This window comes from Streptomyces coelicoflavus (assembly GCF_003112555.1).
In the GTDB taxonomy this organism is placed as follows: Bacteria; Actinomycetota; Actinomycetes; order Streptomycetales; family Streptomycetaceae; genus Streptomyces; species Streptomyces coelicoflavus.
The window spans coordinates 1-17095 of the sequence record NZ_BEWB01000012.1 but is presented as its reverse complement, the minus strand read 5'-3'; the positions used below and the strand labels follow the sequence as shown (position 1 = coordinate 17095).

The 17095-nt window shown below is 68.3% G+C and carries 12 protein-coding genes; 5 read left to right on the top strand and 7 right to left on the bottom strand.

Going from position 1 to position 17095, the window contains the following annotated elements:
• Window positions 1-51: 51 nt before the first annotated feature.
• The 4 genes from Sco07f_RS27590 (at window position 52) to Sco07f_RS27575 (ending at window position 5079) form a co-directional block, all read left to right on the top strand.
• The gene (locus Sco07f_RS27590) at window positions 52-1815 is read left to right on the top strand and encodes an ABC transporter substrate-binding protein (protein ID WP_007444469.1); all 1764 of its coding nucleotides are present in this window, start codon (window positions 52-54) and stop codon (window positions 1813-1815) included.
• A gap of 105 nt (window positions 1816-1920) precedes the next feature.
• Entirely contained in the window at window positions 1921-2901 is a 981-nt protein-coding gene (locus tag Sco07f_RS27585) for an ABC transporter permease (protein ID WP_007444468.1), read from the top strand.
• A 73-nt stretch (window positions 2902-2974) separates the two neighbouring features.
• Entirely contained in the window at window positions 2975-4012 is a 1038-nt protein-coding gene (locus Sco07f_RS27580; RefSeq protein WP_007444467.1) for an ABC transporter ATP-binding protein, read from the top strand.
• Window positions 4013-4038: 26 nt separating this feature from the next.
• Complete coding sequence (locus Sco07f_RS27575) at window positions 4039-5079, top strand: ABC transporter ATP-binding protein (protein ID WP_007444466.1); 1041 nt, start codon at window positions 4039-4041, stop codon at window positions 5077-5079.
• Between the two features lie 147 nt (window positions 5080-5226).
• Here the strand turns inward: Sco07f_RS27575 and Sco07f_RS27570 are convergent, their stop codons facing one another.
• The 7 genes from Sco07f_RS27570 to Sco07f_RS27540 all read right to left on the bottom strand — a co-directional run bounded on the left by Sco07f_RS27570 (window position 5227) and on the right by Sco07f_RS27540 (window position 16499).
• Window positions 5227-6348, bottom strand: coding sequence for an ABC transporter ATP-binding protein (locus Sco07f_RS27570; RefSeq protein WP_087789641.1), 1122 nt, complete (start codon window positions 6346-6348; stop codon window positions 5227-5229).
• 12 nt (window positions 6349-6360) lie between these two features.
• Window positions 6361-7422 carry an ABC transporter ATP-binding protein gene (locus Sco07f_RS27565; RefSeq protein WP_007444492.1) on the bottom strand — a complete coding sequence of 354 codons (1062 nt, stop codon included), beginning with the start codon at window positions 7420-7422 and terminating at the stop codon, window positions 6361-6363.
• Between the two features lie 9 nt (window positions 7423-7431).
• Window positions 7432-8409 carry an ABC transporter permease gene (locus tag Sco07f_RS27560; RefSeq protein ID WP_007444491.1) on the bottom strand — a complete coding sequence of 326 codons (978 nt, stop codon included), beginning with the start codon at window positions 8407-8409 and terminating at the stop codon, window positions 7432-7434.
• Between the two features lie 114 nt (window positions 8410-8523).
• A complete protein-coding gene (locus Sco07f_RS27555; RefSeq protein WP_054099123.1) occupies window positions 8524-10338 on the bottom strand; it encodes an ABC transporter substrate-binding protein in 1815 nt (604 codons plus the stop codon).
• A gap of 100 nt (window positions 10339-10438) precedes the next feature.
• The gene (locus tag Sco07f_RS27550; RefSeq protein WP_042825091.1) at window positions 10439-11473 is read right to left on the bottom strand and encodes an ABC transporter permease; all 1035 of its coding nucleotides are present in this window, start codon (window positions 11471-11473) and stop codon (window positions 10439-10441) included.
• Between the two features lie 694 nt (window positions 11474-12167).
• Window positions 12168-14084: a translational GTPase TypA gene (typA, locus tag Sco07f_RS27545; RefSeq protein ID WP_054099124.1), complete on the bottom strand. Its 1917-nt coding sequence runs from the start codon at window positions 14082-14084 to the stop codon at window positions 12168-12170.
• A gap of 132 nt (window positions 14085-14216) precedes the next feature.
• On the bottom strand, window positions 14217-16499 hold the full coding sequence (locus Sco07f_RS27540) for an ABC transporter family substrate-binding protein (RefSeq protein WP_108989500.1): 2283 nt from the start codon (window positions 16497-16499) through the stop codon (window positions 14217-14219).
• Between the two features lie 308 nt (window positions 16500-16807).
• On the opposite strand from Sco07f_RS27540, the gene Sco07f_RS27530 reads away from it, so the two are divergent.
• The coding region (locus Sco07f_RS27530; protein WP_007444465.1) for an Rv0250c family protein at window positions 16808-17095 on the top strand (288 nt) is incomplete at its 3' end.

The window sequence follows — 17095 nt, the reverse complement described above, 5'->3', positions numbered from 1 at the left end:
GAATCAGGCCGGCCACCTCCGTCCCGTTTGACCACCCTTGGTAGGTTCTCCATGGCTTTCTCCCGCAGAAACTTCCTCATAGCGACCGGTGTCGTCGCGGCCTCCTCCTCGGTCCTGACCGCCTGTGGCGGCAGTGACAACAAGGGCGGCGGCGGCAGGAGCGACGCTCCGAAGGTCTCCGGCTCCAAGACCGTCGAGATCCTGGTCGGCACGAAGGCCGACTCGACCGGTCCCGCGCCCGAGGTCAAGGGCGCGGTGAAGGGCGGGATCGTCCACTCGCTCGACCAGTTCGACATGGACCACATGGACCCGGCGCAGATCTACGTCTCGACCGAGGGCGCCATCACCGTCCCGATCATGCGCGGTCTGACCGGCTACAAGCTGGACGACAAGGGCGGCTGCACCCTGGTCGGCGACGTCGCCACCGACGCCGGCACGATGAAGGACGGCGGCAAGACCTGGTCGTTCACCATCAAGGACGGCGTGAAGTGGGAGGACGGCTCCGACGTCTCCATGGACGACGTCCGCCACACCTTCGAGCGCCTCTTCGCGGACTTCGTCACCGAGGGCCCGCGCTACGTGCAGCAGTTCCTCGTCGGCGGTGACAAGTACAAGGGCCCGTACGACGGCAAGCAGCTCGACTCCGTCGAGGTCGACGGCAAGACCATCACCTTCCGCCTCAACGAGCCCCGCGCCGACTTCAACTTCACGCTGGCCATGCGCGGCTACTCCCTCGTGCCCAAGGCGAAGGACACCAAGCAGAAGTACGACAGCCGTCCGTTCTCCTGCGGTCCCTACAAGATCAGCGAGCGCAGCGTCGGCAAGTCCCTGACCTACGTGCGCAACGAGCACTGGGACCCGAAGACGGACGCGATCCGCAACGCCTACCCGGACGAGTACCGGTTCCGGTTCGGCTACCAGCCGCTGGCCGCCACCGACCGCTTCATCGCCGACTCCGGCGAGGACCAGCAGGCCATGGCGATCTTCAACGAGGTCGCGCCGGAGCGCATCGCCAAGGTGCTCACCGACCCGAACCTGAAGAAGCGCGTCCTCACCGCGGTCGACACGGTCACCTACTACTGGCCGATCAACACCACCCGCATCAAGGACGTCAAGGTCCGCCAGGCCATCAACTGGGCCTGGCCGCACCAGCAGCTCCAGACGATCCGCGGCGGCAAGTCCACCAGCGAGCTCGCCACCACCATCCTCAGCCCGGTGACCCCCGGCCACGAGGAGTTCGACCTGTACGGCGTCGACAAGAAGCCCGGTGGCGACCCGGAGAAGGCCAAGGCGCTGCTGAAGGAGGCCGGCAAGGTCGGCCAGAAGCTGGTCATCGCGTACCAGACCTCGGACAACGCGCTGAAGCAGGCCGTCGCGATCAAGAACGCCCTGGAGGCCGCGGGCTTCAAGGTCGTCAACAAGCAGCTCGACAAGTCGACCTTCTACACCCAGATCGGCAAGATCGACAACGGCTACGACCTGTTCGCGGCCGGCTGGAGCCCGGACTGGCCGAACGGCTACTCGGTGTTCTACCCGTGCTGGAGCGGTGAGAACATCGGCAACGGCCGCAGCAACTACGCCCAGCTGGACGACCCCAGCGTGAACAAGGCGATCAACGCCGCGTCCAAGATCGCCGACGCGGAAGAGGCCAACAAGGCCTGGGGCGCCATCGACCGCCAGATCATGGAGCTCGCGGCCGTCGTGCCCGACTACCACTCGATCCGCAACTGGATGTACGGATCGAAGATCGGCAACGTCGTGTTCGACTACGGCAACACCTGCATCGCCCTCTGCAAGCTCTACGTCAAGAAGTAAGCGCGCAGACGCACAGGGGGGCGGCCACCACCCTTATGGCCGCCCCCCTGAGGCCCACCCCCCTCTCACCCCGGCGACGGCGCCCCGTCCGGAAAGTCACGCCCCATGTTCCGCTTCCTAGTCCGCCGAGTCTTCGGCGCGTTGGTCATTTTGCTGATCATCAGCGCCATCACCTTCTGGCTCTTCTACGCCGTGCCGCGCGACCCTGCCATGATGTCCTGCGGCAAGAACTGCACGCCGGAAAACCTTGAGCAGATCCGGAAGAACCTGGGCATCGACGAGTCGATCGTCATGCAGTACTGGCACTGGCTCTCCGGCATCTTCGCGGGCCGCGACTACGCCGGTTACGGCAACTGCGAGGCGCCGTGCCTCGGCTACTCGTTCGCCAACAATCAGCCCGTCTACGGCACGATCATGGACCGGCTGCCGCTGACCCTGTCGCTCGCCTTCGGTGCGGCCATCTTCTTCCTGATCATCGGTATCGGCGCCGGCATGCTCGCGGCCTCGAAGCAGGGCAAGTTCCTGGACAAGTTCGCCAGCTCCGTGTCGCTGCTCGGCTCCTCGCTCCAGATCTACTTCGTCGGCTACATCGCCATGTTCTTCCTGGTCGGTGAGCTCGGCATCCTCAGCCAGCCGTCGTACACGCCGCTGACCGACGACCCGGCCGCCTGGGTGTCCGGCCTGCTGCTGCCCTGGCTGGTGCTGTCGATCATCTTCACCGCCAACTACACCCGTATGACGCGTTCCCAGATGGTGGAGCAGCTGAGCGAGGACTACGTGCGCACCGCGCGGGCCAAGGGCCTGTCGAAGCGCAACGTCTTCTTCCGCTTCGCCTGGCGCGGTGCGATGGGCCCGATCGTCACCATCTTCGGTGTCGACCTCGGTGTCCTGATCGGCGGCGCCATCATCACCGAGACGACCTTCAGCCTCCAGGGCATCGGCCGGCTCGCGATCGAGTCCGTGTTCAAGAGCGACCTGCCCATGCTGCTCGGCGTCACCGTGCTGGCGGCCGGCGCGATCGTGATCTTCAACATCGTCGTCGACGCGGTCTACGCCCTGATCGACCCGCGGATCCGGCTCGCCTGACCTGCGCCCGCCACAGTCGCCTCTCCCACCGCCCCACCCGGCTACCCCCCGCATCACCTCCTGGAGCGTCCCCGTGACGAGCACCGAACAGCAGCCCTTCCTCTCCGTCAGGGACTTGAAGGTCCACTTCTCCACCGAGGACGGCATCGTCAAGGCCGTCGACGGGCTCTCCTTCGATCTCGCCAAGGGCAAGACGCTCGGCATCGTCGGCGAGTCGGGCTCGGGCAAGTCGGTCACCAACCTGACGATCCTGGGCCTGCACGACCGGGACCACACCTCGATCGAGGGCGAGATCGTCCTCGACGACAAGGACCTGCTCACCGCCACCGAGCGGGAGCTGGAGCGGCTGCGCGGCAACAAGATGGCCATGATCTTCCAGGACGCGCTGGCCTCGCTGTCGCCGTACCACACCATCGGCAAGCAGATCGGCGAGACGTACCGCAAGCACACCGGCGCCTCCAAGAAGGAGGCCCGGGCGCGGGCGATCGAGATGCTGCGCCGGGTGGGCATCCCGCAGCCGGAGATGCGGGTGGACGACTACCCGCACCAGTTCTCCGGCGGTATGCGCCAGCGCGCGATGATCGCCATGGCCCTGGTCTGCGACCCCGAGCTGCTCATCGCGGACGAGCCGACCACGGCCCTGGACGTGACGGTCCAGGCGCAGATCATGGACCTGCTCAAGGACCTCCAGCAGGAGTTCGGCACGGCCATCGTCTTCATCACCCACGACCTCGGCGTCATCGCCGACATCGCGGACGACGTCCTGGTGATGTACGGCGGCCGGTGCGTGGAGCGGGGGACGAAGGAGGAGGTGCTGCGCGACCCGCAGCACCCCTACACGCTGGGCCTGATGAGCTCGATGCCGAGCCTGGACGGGCCGGTCGACGTGCCGCTGGAGCCGATTCCGGGCTCGCCCCCCTCGCTGCTCAACCCGCCCACGGGCTGCCGGTTCCACCCGCGGTGCGCCTTCGTCGAGAAGGTCGAGGGCGGGCTGTGCTCCTCGGAGCAGCCGGTGCTCACGGTGCTCGAGGGCCGCGGGTCCGCGTGCCACCTTCCCAAGGAGCAGCGCAAGGAGCTGTTCGCCGACTCCGTCGCCTCGCGGCACAACTGACGTACAAGAGACAGGACTTCACCATCATGAGCAACGCGGAAACGCTCCTGGACGTCAGCGGCCTGACCAAGCACTTCCCGATCAAGGGCGGCTTCCCGATCTCCCGCACGGTCGGTGCGGTCCGGGCCGTGGACGGCCTCGACTTCACCGTGGGCGCCGGCGAGAGCCTGGGCCTGGTCGGCGAGTCCGGGTGCGGCAAGTCGACCACCGGCCGGCTGATCACCCGCCTGCTGGAGCCCACCGGCGGCAAGGTCGTCTACCAGGGCCAGGACATCACGCACGCGGGGCGCAGGGCGCTCGCGCCGATCAGGTCCGAGATCCAGATGATCTTCCAGGACCCGTACGCGTCCCTCAACCCGCGCCAGACGGTCGGCAAGATCATCGCGGGTCCGATGGAGATCAACAACATCAACCCGGCCGGCGGCCGGGAGAACCGCGTGCGCGAGCTGCTGGAGATCGTGGGTCTCAACCCCGAGCACTTCAACCGCTTCCCGCACGAGTTCTCCGGCGGCCAGCGCCAGCGCATCGGCGTCGCCCGCGCCCTGGCCCTCAACCCGAAGCTGATCGTGGCCGACGAGCCGGTCTCCGCGCTCGACGTGTCCATCCAGGCCCAGGTCGTCAACCTGCTCCAGAAGGTGCAGCGGGAACTGGGCATCGCGTTCGTCTTCATCGCCCACGACCTGGCCGTCGTACGGCACTTCTCCCAGCGCGTCGCGGTCATGTACCTGGGTAAGATCATGGAGATCGCCGACCGCGACGACCTCTACGAGAACCCGCGTCACCCCTACACGCGCGCCCTGCTCTCCGCCGTGCCCGAGGCCACGGTGGAGGACACGCCCCGCGAGCGCATCCGGCTCGTCGGCGACGTGCCCTCGCCGATCAACCCGCCCTCGGGCTGCCGCTTCCGCACCCGCTGCTGGAAGGCGACGGAGAAGTGCGCGTCCGAGGCTCCGCCGCTGGTCCAGGTGGAGGGCAACAAGGCCGGTCACCTGACCGCCTGTCACTACCCCGAGACGGATGACGTAGCCTCGCCCCGTCTCACCAAGAGCCCCGGGGCGGCTGCCTGACAACACCCCTTTTCTGTCGGCACCGCCCACGGAAGGGACCGTCCAAGGCCCATTGACCCGAGCCCGGACCCGTCCGCTTCCAGGGAAGCCGAGGGCCCGCGCCTCCCCAGGCGCGGGCCCTCGGTCTGTCTTCTCCGCGGTGCCGGTTCAGTCCTTCCCGGTGTCCTCCAGCGCGGTCAGCGCCGGGTCCAGGACGATGTCCTCGTCGCGGGCCGCGGTCGTCGGCTGCTCCGGGAAGTGGCAGGCGGTCAGGTGGCCCTCGTGGTTGCCGTCGATGCGGACCAGGGGCGGCACCTCGCTGGCGCACTTGTCCTGCGCCTTCCAGCAGCGGGTGCGGAAGCGGCAGCCGGAGGGCGGCAGGATCGGCGAGGGGACGTCGCCGGCGAGGCGGATGCGCTCACGGTCCTCCGGCTCGTCGATCGTCGACACCTCGGGGACCGCCGACAGCAGGGCGTGGGTGTAGGGGTGCCGGGGCCTGCTGTAGATGGAGACCCGGTCGCCGACCTCGACCACCTTGCCGAGGTACATGACCGCGACGCGCTGGGAGAAGTGCCGTACGACGGCGAGGTCGTGGGCGATGAAGAGGAACGCGATGCCCAGTTCCTGCTGCACCTTCTGGAGCAGGTTGACGACCTGTGCCTGGATGGACACGTCGAGCGCGGAGACCGGCTCGTCGGCCACGATCAGCTTCGGGTTGAGGGCCAGGGCGCGGGCGACGCCGATGCGCTGGCGCTGGCCGCCGGAGAACTCGTGCGGGAAGCGGTTGAAGTGCTCGGGGTTGAGACCCACCAGTTCGAGCAGCTCGCGGACCTTCGTGTCCCGGCCGCCCTTGGGGTTGATCCCGTTGACCTCCATGGGCGACTTGATGATCGTGCCGACGGTCTGCCGGGGGTTCAGCGAGGAGTACGGGTCCTGGAAGATCATCTGGATCTCGGACCGGACGGGCGCGAGCTGCCTGCGTGAGGCGTGGGTGATGTCCCGGCCCGCGTACTCGATCCGCCCGCCGGTCGGTTCCATGAGCCGGGTGATGAGCCGCCCGGTGGTGGACTTGCCGCAGCCGGACTCGCCCACCAGACCGACGCTCTCGCCGGCGCCGACGGTCAGGTCGACGTCGTCCACGGCCTGGACGGCGCCGACCTTGCGTTTGATCGGGAAGCCGCCGTAGACCGGGAAGTGCTTGGTCAGGCCCGCGACCTTCAGCAGCACCTCGGACGGGGCGGAGGCGGAGGCGGAGCCCTGCTGCGCGGGAAGCGTGACGTCGTCGCTCATGTCTCGGTCTCCCTAACGCAGCCGGGGCTGGATCTTGTCGATGAAGAGGGTCTGCTTCTGCTCCGCCGTCAGATGGCAGGCGGCGGCGCGTCCCTCGCCGAGCGGCGGACGCTCGGTGGCGCACCGGTCGCCGCCCACCTCGTCCGTGAACGCGCAGCGCGGGTGGAAGGGGCAGCCGGACGGCGGGTTGAGCATGCTGGGCGGCGAGCCCGGGATCGGGCTGAGCGGCTGGTCGAGGCTGCCGCCGAGGCGCGGCATCGAGCTGAGCAGGCCCCAGGTGTAGGGGTGCCGCGGGCTGCGCAGCACCTCGGCGGCGCTGCCGCGCTCCACGGCCCGTCCCGCGTACATCACGAGCAGGTCGTCGGCCATGTCGGAGATGACGCCGAGGTCGTGGGTGATGAAGACGATGGCCGAGCCGAACTCCTGCTGGAGGTCCTTGAGCAGGTCCAGGATCTGCGCCTGGACGGTGACGTCCAGGGCGGTGGTCGGCTCGTCGGCGATCAGGAGGTCGGGGTCGCAGACCAGGGCCATGGCGATCATCGCGCGCTGGCGCATACCGCCGGAGAACTGGTGCGGGTAGTCGTCCACACGGACCTTGGGCTGCGGGATGCCGACCTTGGTCAGCATCTCGATCGCCCGTGCCCGCGCCTCCTTCTTGGAGGCGCCGGTGTGCTTCATGTACGGCTCGGCGATCTGCCGGCCCACCGTGTAGTAGGGCGACAGCGCGGTCAGGGGGTCCTGGAAGATCATGGCGACCTTGTTGCCGCGGAGCTTCTCCAGCTCCTTCTCGGTCGCCGTGACCAGTTCCTTGCCGTCGAGGACGATCTCGCCGTCGACCGTGGTCGTCTTGGGGTTGTGCAGGCCGAGCACGGTGAGGTTCGTGACGGACTTGCCGGAGCCCGACTCCCCCACGATGCCGAGGGTCCGGCCGCGTTCGACGTCGAAGGACAGGCCGTCGACCGCCTTGACGACGCCGTCCTCGGTGGAGAACCGCACCCGGAGGTCGCGGACCGAGAAGAAGGAATCCGGCCCGGTCGGGGCCGCGGCGCCTTCGGTCCTGGTCGAAGTACTCACGGAGTTCTCCTAGCTGAGCCGCACGCGCGGGTCGATGTAGGCGTAGGCGAGGTCCACGACGATGTTCAGGAGCAGGATGAAGAAGGCCCCGAACAGCATCACGCCCATCGTCACCGGCAGGTCCTTGGTCAGCGACGAGTCGACCGCGAGGCGGCCGATGCCGGCGAGGTCGAAGGTGAACTCCGTGACCACCGCCCCGGACAGCAGCGCGCTGAGGTCCACGCCGAGAATGGTGACGATCGGGATCAGCGAACCGCGCCAGGCGTAGCGGAAGAAGACGTAGCGCTGCTTCATGCCCTTGGCCCGGGCGGTGCGGACGTGCTCCTCCTGAAGCTGTTCGATCATGGTCGAGCGCGCCATACGGGTGTACTGGGCGGTGAAGATGGTGGCCATCACGCACCAGGGGATGATCATGCCGACCATCCAGGCGATCGGGTTCTCCGTGAACGGCTCGTACTTCGGGTTGTCCATGATCCCCGACTGGTACACGAAGATGCCGAGGACGATCGGGCCGAGGAAGTAGATCTGGAACGAGCTGAGGACGATCGAGGCACCGCTGACGGCCTTGTCCACGACGGTGCCGCGCTTCCAGGCGGCCAGCAGACCCGAGCCGAGCCCCAGGAACAGGAAGATGACGAGGCCGCCGAGGGTCAGGGAGAGCGTCAGCGGGAACCGGTCCAGGATCGAGTCCCAGACGAACTCTCCGGTGTCGAAGGACACCCCCAGACACGGCGCGGAGCAGTGCCCCTGGGTGAAGTCCCGGCCGTTCACGATGCCCGCCATGAACTCCCAGAACTGGGAGGTGATGGGCTTGTCGAGGCCGAGGTTCTCGCGGATCACCGCGATGTTCTGCGGGGTGCAGTTTCTGCCGCAGGACAGCTCGGCGAAGTCCTGGGGGATCGTGTAGAACAGGAAGAAGGTGAAGGCGCCGATCAGGAAGATGATCACGCATGCGCCGATCAACCTGCGAACGAGGAACTGAAGCATGGCAGGTGGATGCTCTCTTCGGGAACGCGGCGGCAGGTGAGGAGGACCTCCGCGGGGGTGCGCTCCGTCGCGCTCCGCTTGGCGCGCACCCCCGCGGTCAGCCGGGCCGGCGGGCTACGGCTGCTTCAGGTACAGGTCGTTGATGTCGATGTAGCTCGACTCGTTGCTGTACCGGGCACCGCCGATGTTCGACCCGTAGAGCTGGATCTGCTTGGAGTAGTAGACCGGGGCCGCCGGGTTGATGTCCTCCACGATGCGGTGGTGGGCCTTCTCCCAGGTCTTGGCCGCCTCCTCCGGCTGCTGCGTCAGCGCCTTCTTGATCAGCGCGTTGACCTGCGCGTCGTCGATGTGCGAGTAGTTGGACCCGCCGTCGGCGACCAGTTCACCGTCGTAGACCGGGGTGATGACCGTGGACGCGTTGGGCCAGTCCTGGCCCCAGCCGGTCATGTAGAGGTCGTACGGGTTGTCCAGCTTGCCGATCTGCTCGTAGAAGCTGGCCCGGTCGATCTCCTTGGCCTGGACGTCGAAGCCGATCTTCGCCAGGGCGTCCTTGATGATGAGCATCTGGGCCTGGCCGCGCGGGGTGTTGGAGTAGGCGTAGGTGAGCTTCGTGCCCTCCTTGACACCCGCCTCCTTGAGCAGCGCCTTGGCCTTCTCCGGGTCGCCGTTGGGCTTCTTCAGCTTGCCGAACGGGTCGTACTTCGGGTCGAAGTTCGGCAGGGTCGGCGCGAGCAGGCCGCCGGCCACCTCGCCGCCGTAGCGGCCGCCGTCCGCCTGGACCATGGACTGGTTCGGGATCGCGTAGGTGATCGCGTCGCGGACCTTCTTGTCCTTCAGACGGTCCAGGTTGAAGCTCATCTGCCAGACGTAGACCTGGTAGCCCGCGATGGTACGTTTCTTCGTCGCCGGGTCGCTGACGACCGTCGACATCTGGGCCGCGTCGACCGGGTCCGTGAACTGGATGGCGTTCTTGGCCTCGCCCTGGTCGGCGATCAGCCGCTTGGTCTGGCTGGCCTGGTCGATGGTGCTGGAGAAGTTGTAGCCGTCGACGTACTGGTGGCGCACCGAGTCCGTCTTCGGGTCCCACTGGTCGTTCCTGACCAGCTTCATGGACTTGCCGGGCTTGTACTCGGCGATCTTGTAGGGGCCGAGGGACGCGGGGGCGTCGTCGTACTTCTCCTTCGTGTCCCGCTTCTCGGGCACGATGGCGTAGCCGGCCATGGCGAGGGCCTGCGGGAGGTCCGGGCGCGGCTGGGAGAAGTGGAAGACGACCGTCTTGTCGTCCGGGGTCTCCAGCACCGAGTCCGGCAGGTGCTTGCCCTTGTACGGGCCGTCCGGCAGCGCCTTGCGGTAGTCGTTGCCGGAGAGCCAGGACTGGATGTACGTCGGACCGTCGAAGATCACCTTCGAGTACAGGCGCTCGATGCTGTGCCGGACGTCCGCCGAGGTGATGGCGTTGCCCTGGTCGTCCTTGATGTTGTCCTTGAGCTTGTACGTCCAGGTCTTGCCGCCGTCGGAGGACTGGCCGGAGTCGGTGGCGATGTCGCCGACGACGGTCAGGTTGCCCTGGTCGTCCTCCTGGAAGTTGGTCAGGCCGCGGTGGATCAGGTTGGCGAACTGGCCGGCGTCGCTGACGTAGATCTGGCCCGGGTCCATGTGGGTCAGGTCCGACTGCATGTAGACGTTGATGAAGCCGCCGGGCTTCGCCCCGGGGACCTCCTCGGCCGGACCGTTGGAGGCCGCGGCGTCGCCGTAGGCCACCGGGTCCTGCTGCTCGGCGGCGTCCTTCTGGTTCTTGGCGTCGCTCTTGCCCTTGCCGCCGCCCCCGTCGTTGTCGCCGGAGCAGCCGGTCAGCACCAGCGTGCCGGCCACGATGGCCACGGCTATGGCGCGCGTGGTGCGCGTGGTGCGGGTTCTGATGGGCTTCATAGTGCCGATCCACCTGCCTGTCGAGAGTTGTCCACGAGTGCTGCCTGACGGTCCGGAAGCCCGGCACGGGGGTGGCAGCTCCCCCACCACCAATGGACGGTTACCGTCCGGTCTTGGGGTCGAATGCGTCCCGGACGGAGTCGCCGAGAAGGTTGAAGGAGAGGACGAAGACGACCAGCGCCACTCCTGGGAAGAACATGAACATCGGGTCCTGCTCGTACACGTCGGCACCGATGGCGAACATGCGGCCCCAGTCCGGGGTCGGTTCGACGAAGCCCACGCCGATGTACGACAGGAAGGCGATGGACAGGATCGTGCTCGGGAGGATGTAGGTGGCCTGCACCAGGATCGGTGTGACGATGTTCGGCAGGATCTCCTTGCGCACGATGCGCCAGGGAGAGGCCCCGGACACCTTGGCCGCCTCCACGAACTCCCGCTCCCGCAGGGTCAGTACCGAGCCGCGCACCAGACGGGCCAGGCCCATCCAGCCGAGGAACCACATCACCAGGGTGATGGCCACGACCCTGAGGTAGGTGGGGGTCTCGTCCTGCGGGGAGACGAACATCGCGGTCACGACGGGCATGAAGGCGATGAAGAACAGCTGTTGCGGGAAGGCCAGGAAGAAGTCGGTGACCCGGCCCAGCCAGTAGTCGACGCGGCCGCCGAAGAAGCCGCTGACCATCCCGATGAGCACACCGGTGACGACGCAGAGCGTGGTGACGAGCACGGCCATGTAGAGGGAGGTGCGCATGCCGTACAGCAGCATGGTGAACACGTCGCGGCCCAGCTTGGGTTCGACACCGAACCAGAACTCGCCCGACATGCCGCCGAAGGAACCCGTGGGCATCGCGAAGTCGTCCAGGAGGAAGGGGTACTCGGGCTCCCGGGCGTACAGCGTGTAGGGGTTCTTCCCGTACACATTGGCGATGAGCGGCGCCAGTGCGGAGACGACGAAGTAGAGGAGCACGACGCAGGCGGAGACGACTCCGGTGCGGTCGCGTTTGAAGCGGAGCCACATCAACTGCCCGGGTGAGCGGCCTTCGTGGCTCTTCGCCTCCTCCGTCTTGACGGGCTCCGGAGCGTCGGCTGCGACGGCTGCCGTTCCGCCGTCCTCAATGTCGATCGGACTTGTCACAATTCGCCCATTTCACAGGTGTGGGTGTGCCGAACCGGCGACGGGCGCAGGGTGTGCGCCATCGCGGAACGGATCATGAAGAAGCGTCGGGACGTCCCGGAAGACACCGGAAACCCGCAGCCGGACGCGCGTAGCCGGATGCCCGGACTTCAGCGGCCGGCCCGCTCCTCAGAGTCGGTCGCCGTCCGACGGTGCACAGATGCGGGCGACGGACCGTGTGACCCACCTGGTGTTCGTGACACCTCGCATGGGACTCCTCCTCATGACTCCACGTGTTCACCGACAGGAGGGGGCGTGCGTCTGGCTTCCGACACCCCTGACGGAAGCTCAGTCACCCCCTGGTGCTCGTGAGTCGGGCACTGTCCCCACAGCGCCTTGACCCATTGACCCGAGCGTTACGCGGCTAACTATCTGCCATGAGCAGAAGAACCGACCACCGTCTTTAAATCTCAATTCAGTCACAGCTGCGGGGTAGATCTTCCAAAATCTGGACAAACCGTTCGGGACGAGAAGACCGCGAAACGGACGTGTTACATGGCTATCGGGCGTCGATCTCCGCGTTTCGGACACAAGGGGGTGCTCAGGAGGTCACAGAGGGGTGTCCGGCGCTCGGAAAACCGGTTGAAAAAAGCCCGGGCGCCCCCATGATGGGGGCACCCGGGCTCCGCTGCGTGCCGCCGGCGCGGCAGGCGGGTCAGCCGTGCTTGGCGCGGCTCGCGGCGCGGGCGCGCTCGCGCGCGTCCAGGTTCACCTTGCGGATGCGAACGGCCTCCGGGGTCACCTCGACGCACTCGTCGTCGCGGCAGAACTCCAGCGACTGCTCCAGGGAGAGCTTGCGCGGCGGGACGATCGCCTCGAACGAGTCGGCCGAGGACGACCGCATGTTCGTGAGCTTCTTCTCCTTGGTGATGTTCACGTCCATGTCGTCGGCGCGGGAGTTCTCGCCGACGATCATGCCCTCGTACACCTCGGTGCCGGGGTCCGTGAAGAGCACGCCACGCTCCTGGAGGTTTGTCATCGCGAACGCGGTGACGGCGCCGGAGCGGTCGGCGACCAGCGAGCCGTTGTTACGGGTCGTCAGGGTGCCGAACCAGGGCTCGTGGCCCTCGTGGATGGAGTGGGCGATGCCGGTGCCGCGGGTCTGGGTGAGGAACTCCGTCCGGAATCCGATCAGGCCGCGCGAGGGCACCACGAACTCCATGCGGACCCAGCCGGAGCCGTGGTTGGACATGTTGTCCATCCGGCCCTTGCGCACGCCCATGAGCTGCGTGACGGCGCCCATGTGCTCCTCGGGCACGTCGATCGTCATGCGCTCGACGGGCTCGTACGTCTTGCCGTCGACCTCCTTGGTGACGACCTGCGGCTTGCCGATGGTCAGCTCGAAGCCCTCGCGGCGCATCTGCTCGACCAGGATGGCCAGCGCCAGCTCACCGCGGCCCTGCACCTCCCAGGCGTCCGGGCGCTCGGTGTCCAGGACGCGGAGCGAGACGTTGCCGATCAGCTCGCGGTCCAGGCGGTCCTTGACCTGGCGGGCGGTGACCTTGCGGTCCTTGACGACCGCCTTGTTGTCGGCGCCCTTGCCGGTGGCGCCGCGGCCGACCAGCGGGGAGGTGTTGGTGCCGATGGTCATCGAGATCGCGGGCTCGTCCACCGTGATCAGCGGCAGCGGGACCGGGTTCTCCACGTCGGCCAGGGTCTCGCCGATCATGATGTCCGGGATGCCGGCGACCGCGCAGATGTCACCGGGGCCGGCCTTCTCGGCGGGCTTGCGGGTGAGCGCCTCGGTCATCATCAGCTCGGAGATCCGCACGTTCTGCACGGAGCCGTCGCGCTTCATCCAGGCGACGGTCTGGCCCTTCTTCAGCTCGCCCTGGTGCACGCGCAGCAGCGCGATGCGGCCGAGGAAGTTGTCGGCGTCCAGGTTGGTGACGTGGGCCTGGAGCGGGGCGTCCTCGTCGTAGGTCGGCGCCGGGATGTGGTCCAGGATCGTCGAGAAGAACGGCTCCAGGCTGGTGGAGTCGCTCGGGACCGTGCCGTCGTCGGGCTTGGTGAGGGAGGCGACGCCGTCCCGGCCGCAGGCGTAGACGATCGGGAACTCGATCTGCTCCTCGTCGGCGTCCAGGTCGAGGAAGAGGTCGTAGGTCTCGTTGACCACCTCGTCGATCCGGGCGTCCGGGCGGTCCGTCTTGTTGATGCAGAGGATGATCGGCAGCCGCTGGCTGAGCGCCTTGCGCAGCACGAACCGGGTCTGCGGCAGCGGGCCCTCGGAGGCGTCCACGAGCAGCACCACGCCGTCGACCATCGACAGACCGCGCTCGACCTCGCCGCCGAAGTCGGCGTGGCCGGGGGTGTCGATGATGTTGATGGTGATGACGTCGCCGCCATCCTTCGGGTGGTACTTCACCGCCGTGTTCTTGGCGAGGATCGTGATGCCCTTCTCACGCTCCAGGTCGTTCGAGTCCATCATGCGGTCGTCGACGCCTTCGAGCTGGTGCGCGGCGAAGGCACCGGCCTGCTTGAGCATTCCGTCGACGATCGTGGTCTTGCCGTGGTCGACGTGGGCAACGATGGCGACGTTGCGGATGTCGTGACGCGTTGTGGACGCGGTCATATGAGGCGTACTCCCGGAGGGTGTGAGGACGGCCGTCGCGGACGTCCGTGTCACGCGGGCCTGCCGGGCGGTACATGCCACGGCCTCACCCAATGGTACGGGGCTCCGGAGACTGCGGCTTGCCGGGAGGGTTCAGGACCCCGAGGAGGACGACGGAGAGGACGACGCGGAGGTCCCGGCCGGGGCGGAGGGCCGGGAGCCCTGGGCGCCCTTCTTGAGGTAGCCCATGTCCTCGTAGACCGGCGTCTCGAAGCCGAAGGCCCCCGCGTTGGCGAGGTTCTCGCGGGCCACCGTCAGCTGGGGGCGCTGGTAGAGCGGGATGGAGCCGGCCGCCGCCCAGATCCGCGAGTCCGCCTTGCGCAGCAGGTCCCGGGCCTCCTTCTGGTCCAGCGTGGTCATGGCCCGGTCGAAGAGCTGGTCGACCTGGTCGGTGCCGACCCGGGTGTAGTTCTGCGCGACGTTCAGGGAGCCGTCGGCGGCCGGGACGGGCTTGGCGTAGATGGGGCGGGCGTCGGTGGCCGGGAAGGCGGAGGCGGGCCAGGAGTAGAGCGCCAGGTCGTACTCGCCGGCGGCGATGTGGTCCTTGAAGTAGCTCTCGTCCGGCACCTTGGTGATCTCGGTGCCGATGCCGATCTCCTTCAGCATGTCCGTGATGCGGTCGGCCACGGTGCGCAGGGCCTCGGAGCCGGGGCCCGAGGGGAGCACGAAGCGCAGGGTGAGCGCCTTGCCGTCCTTGGCCAGCGGGGCCGTAACCGAGCCGGCCGGGGCCGCGGTGCCCTTGGGGGCGTAGGCGCCGGGGGCGCCGCCCTGCGCGGTGTTCTTGCCGCTGCTCAGCTTCTCGCCGCTCTCCCGGTCGGCGCCGTCCTTGGCGTCGTCCTTGGCGTCGTCGTTCCCGCCGTCGCCGCTCCCGCCGTTCTTGTTGTCCTCGCCGACGATGTACGTGCCGTCGTCGCCGTCGGACTTCTTCTCGTCCTTGTCGCCCTTCTCGTCCTTCTCGGCACCGGCCGCCTTCTCCCCCTCGTCGGCCTTCTTCACCGGGCCGCCGGACACCCACCCGGCGTCCGCGAGCAGGGCCCGGGCCTCCTTGGCGTTCTGCTGCCCCAGCGCGCCGCTGCCGTCGGCGTAGGCGGGCTGGCCGGACAGGGCGAGGTGGCTGCCGACGGGCTCGGCGGGCAGGCCGAGCGGCTTCAGCACCGCCTCCGCCAGCTTCTCGCGGTCCAGGGCGCGGGCCACGGCCCTGCGGACGCGTTCGTCGGCGAGGGGGCCGTCGGATCCGTTGAGGGCGAGCTGGGTGTAGGCGGCCTCCAGCGACTTGCGGACCTCGAAGCCGCTCAGCGCCTTCTGCCGGCGCCGTTCCTTCGCCGCCGCCTCGCGGCGCTCCTCGCGGGCGAGGATCTCCTCCTCGGCGGCGTCCTCGTCGGAGCCGTTGGCGACGGCCCAGGAGCGCAGCGCCTCGGCGGCGGACCTGCCCTGCGGACCGCGGGCCGGGGAGCCCTCCGGGCCCATGAGCGGCGTGCCGGTGGCCGGGTCCCGGGGCGCCCCGGCCAGGGTGACCTCGTCGGCGGTCTCCGGGTCGATCTCCGCGAGGTCGAGCTCGCCGGCGACCAGCTCGGAGACGCGCTCGTCGCGGGGCACGGCACGCAGCACGATCTTGTCCAGCTTGGCCGGCTCGCCCCACCAGCGCGGATTGCCGGTGAGGACGACCTGGTCGCTCTTGGTGTCGACCTTCTTGACCGCGAAGGGCCCCGCGGTGACCTCGAGCGACCGCCGCGCGCCGTCGTTGAAGGCGTCGGGGGTGCCCATGACGTCCTTCGGGTACAGCGGCGAGAACAGGGCCTTCCAGTCGGCGTAGGGCCTGCTGAAGGTGACCTTCACCTCCAGGTCGTTCGCCCCGCGTTCGATCTTCTGGATGCGGTCGTAGCCGGCGTTGCGGGCGGTCCAGTAGGCGCTGTCCTTGCCGGACAGCGCACGCCACTGGGCGGCGAAGTCCGCGGCGCCGATCTCCCGGCCGTCGCTCCAGACGGCCTGCTGGTTCAGCTTGTAGACCACGACCTGCTTGGGCTCGGTGTCGACGACCTCGGCCGACTCCAGGTAGTCGGGGTTGCGCACCGGGCTGCCGGTCTCGTCCATCCGGTACATCGAGGGCAGCACGGCCTGCGCGACACGGGTCGTGGTGGCGTCGGCGTCCGACTGGAAGGCGTTCAGCGTGTCCGGCACGGAGTCCACGGCCCAGCGCAGGGTGCCGCCGTCGGCGATCCGGGCGCGGGCCGCGGCGGCGACGTCCTGTTCGGCGAGCGGCTTGCCGGCCGGGTCCTCGGAGGTGCAGCCGGCCAGCGCGGGAACCGCGAGGACACCCGCGGTGAGGAAGGCGACCGAGCGCATCACCGCGCGCGGTCCGACGCCGACGTGGGACATCTCTGCTACCTCCGGAAGGCCGCGTTTGCGGTATTTGCGGTATTCAAGTTGATCATTTGTATCCGGACGGGGATGCGGCCACTGAAGGGGAAACGGTTCGGCGACGCCGGGAGACACGGCGACGACGCTGCGTAAGCTCACCCGTCCGGCGCAACGCCACCCGCGATGCACCGACACGCCCCGGCCAATCGCTGCACATCCCTTCCCAGCGGCCGGTGTGACGCGCGACACTCTCAGGCGCATGAGCGTCGCCCCCGAGACCGGCCCGGCGGCTCCCCTGCCGTGTCCGACGGAAGTGAGGTCACGTCTTGTCCGTGCACGACGATCTGTCATCCGTGCAGCGCAGCCTCGACGAGCTGTCCCGGACGGTGACCCGGCTGGAGCAGCAGCTGGGCAGCGGTGACCTGGAGGTCCGCCGGGTCCGCACCGACGCCGACCATCTGCGCGAGAGCCTCGCCCTGCTGCGGGCGGCGGCTGCCGCGCCGGACGCGCCCAGGCGTCCGGACCTCGTCCCGATCCCCGACACGCCGTACGACGGCTCGCTGTGGACGGACTCGGACGACGAGGGGCTCGGCGCCCGCGACCGCCGCGCCCCC

Excerpts from the sequence above, each read along its gene's own strand:
- Sco07f_RS27590 (WP_007444469.1), top strand. The coding sequence starts at position 52 with ATGGCTTTCTCCCGCAGAAACTTCCTCATAGCGACCGGTGTCGTCGCG.
- Sco07f_RS27560 (WP_007444491.1), bottom strand. The coding sequence starts at position 8,409 with ATGCTTCAGTTCCTCGTTCGCAGGTTGATCGGCGCATGCGTGATCATC.
- Sco07f_RS27555 (WP_054099123.1), bottom strand. The coding sequence starts at position 10,338 with ATGAAGCCCATCAGAACCCGCACCACGCGCACCACGCGCGCCATAGCC.
- Sco07f_RS27570 (WP_087789641.1), bottom strand. The coding sequence starts at position 6,348 with ATGAGCGACGACGTCACGCTTCCCGCGCAGCAGGGCTCCGCCTCCGCC.
- Sco07f_RS27585 (WP_007444468.1), top strand. The coding sequence starts at position 1,921 with ATGTTCCGCTTCCTAGTCCGCCGAGTCTTCGGCGCGTTGGTCATTTTG.
- typA (WP_054099124.1), bottom strand. The coding sequence starts at position 14,084 with ATGACCGCGTCCACAACGCGTCACGACATCCGCAACGTCGCCATCGTT.
- Sco07f_RS27540 (WP_108989500.1), bottom strand. The coding sequence starts at position 16,499 with ATGTCCCACGTCGGCGTCGGACCGCGCGCGGTGATGCGCTCGGTCGCC.
- Sco07f_RS27575 (WP_007444466.1), top strand. The coding sequence starts at position 4,039 with ATGAGCAACGCGGAAACGCTCCTGGACGTCAGCGGCCTGACCAAGCAC.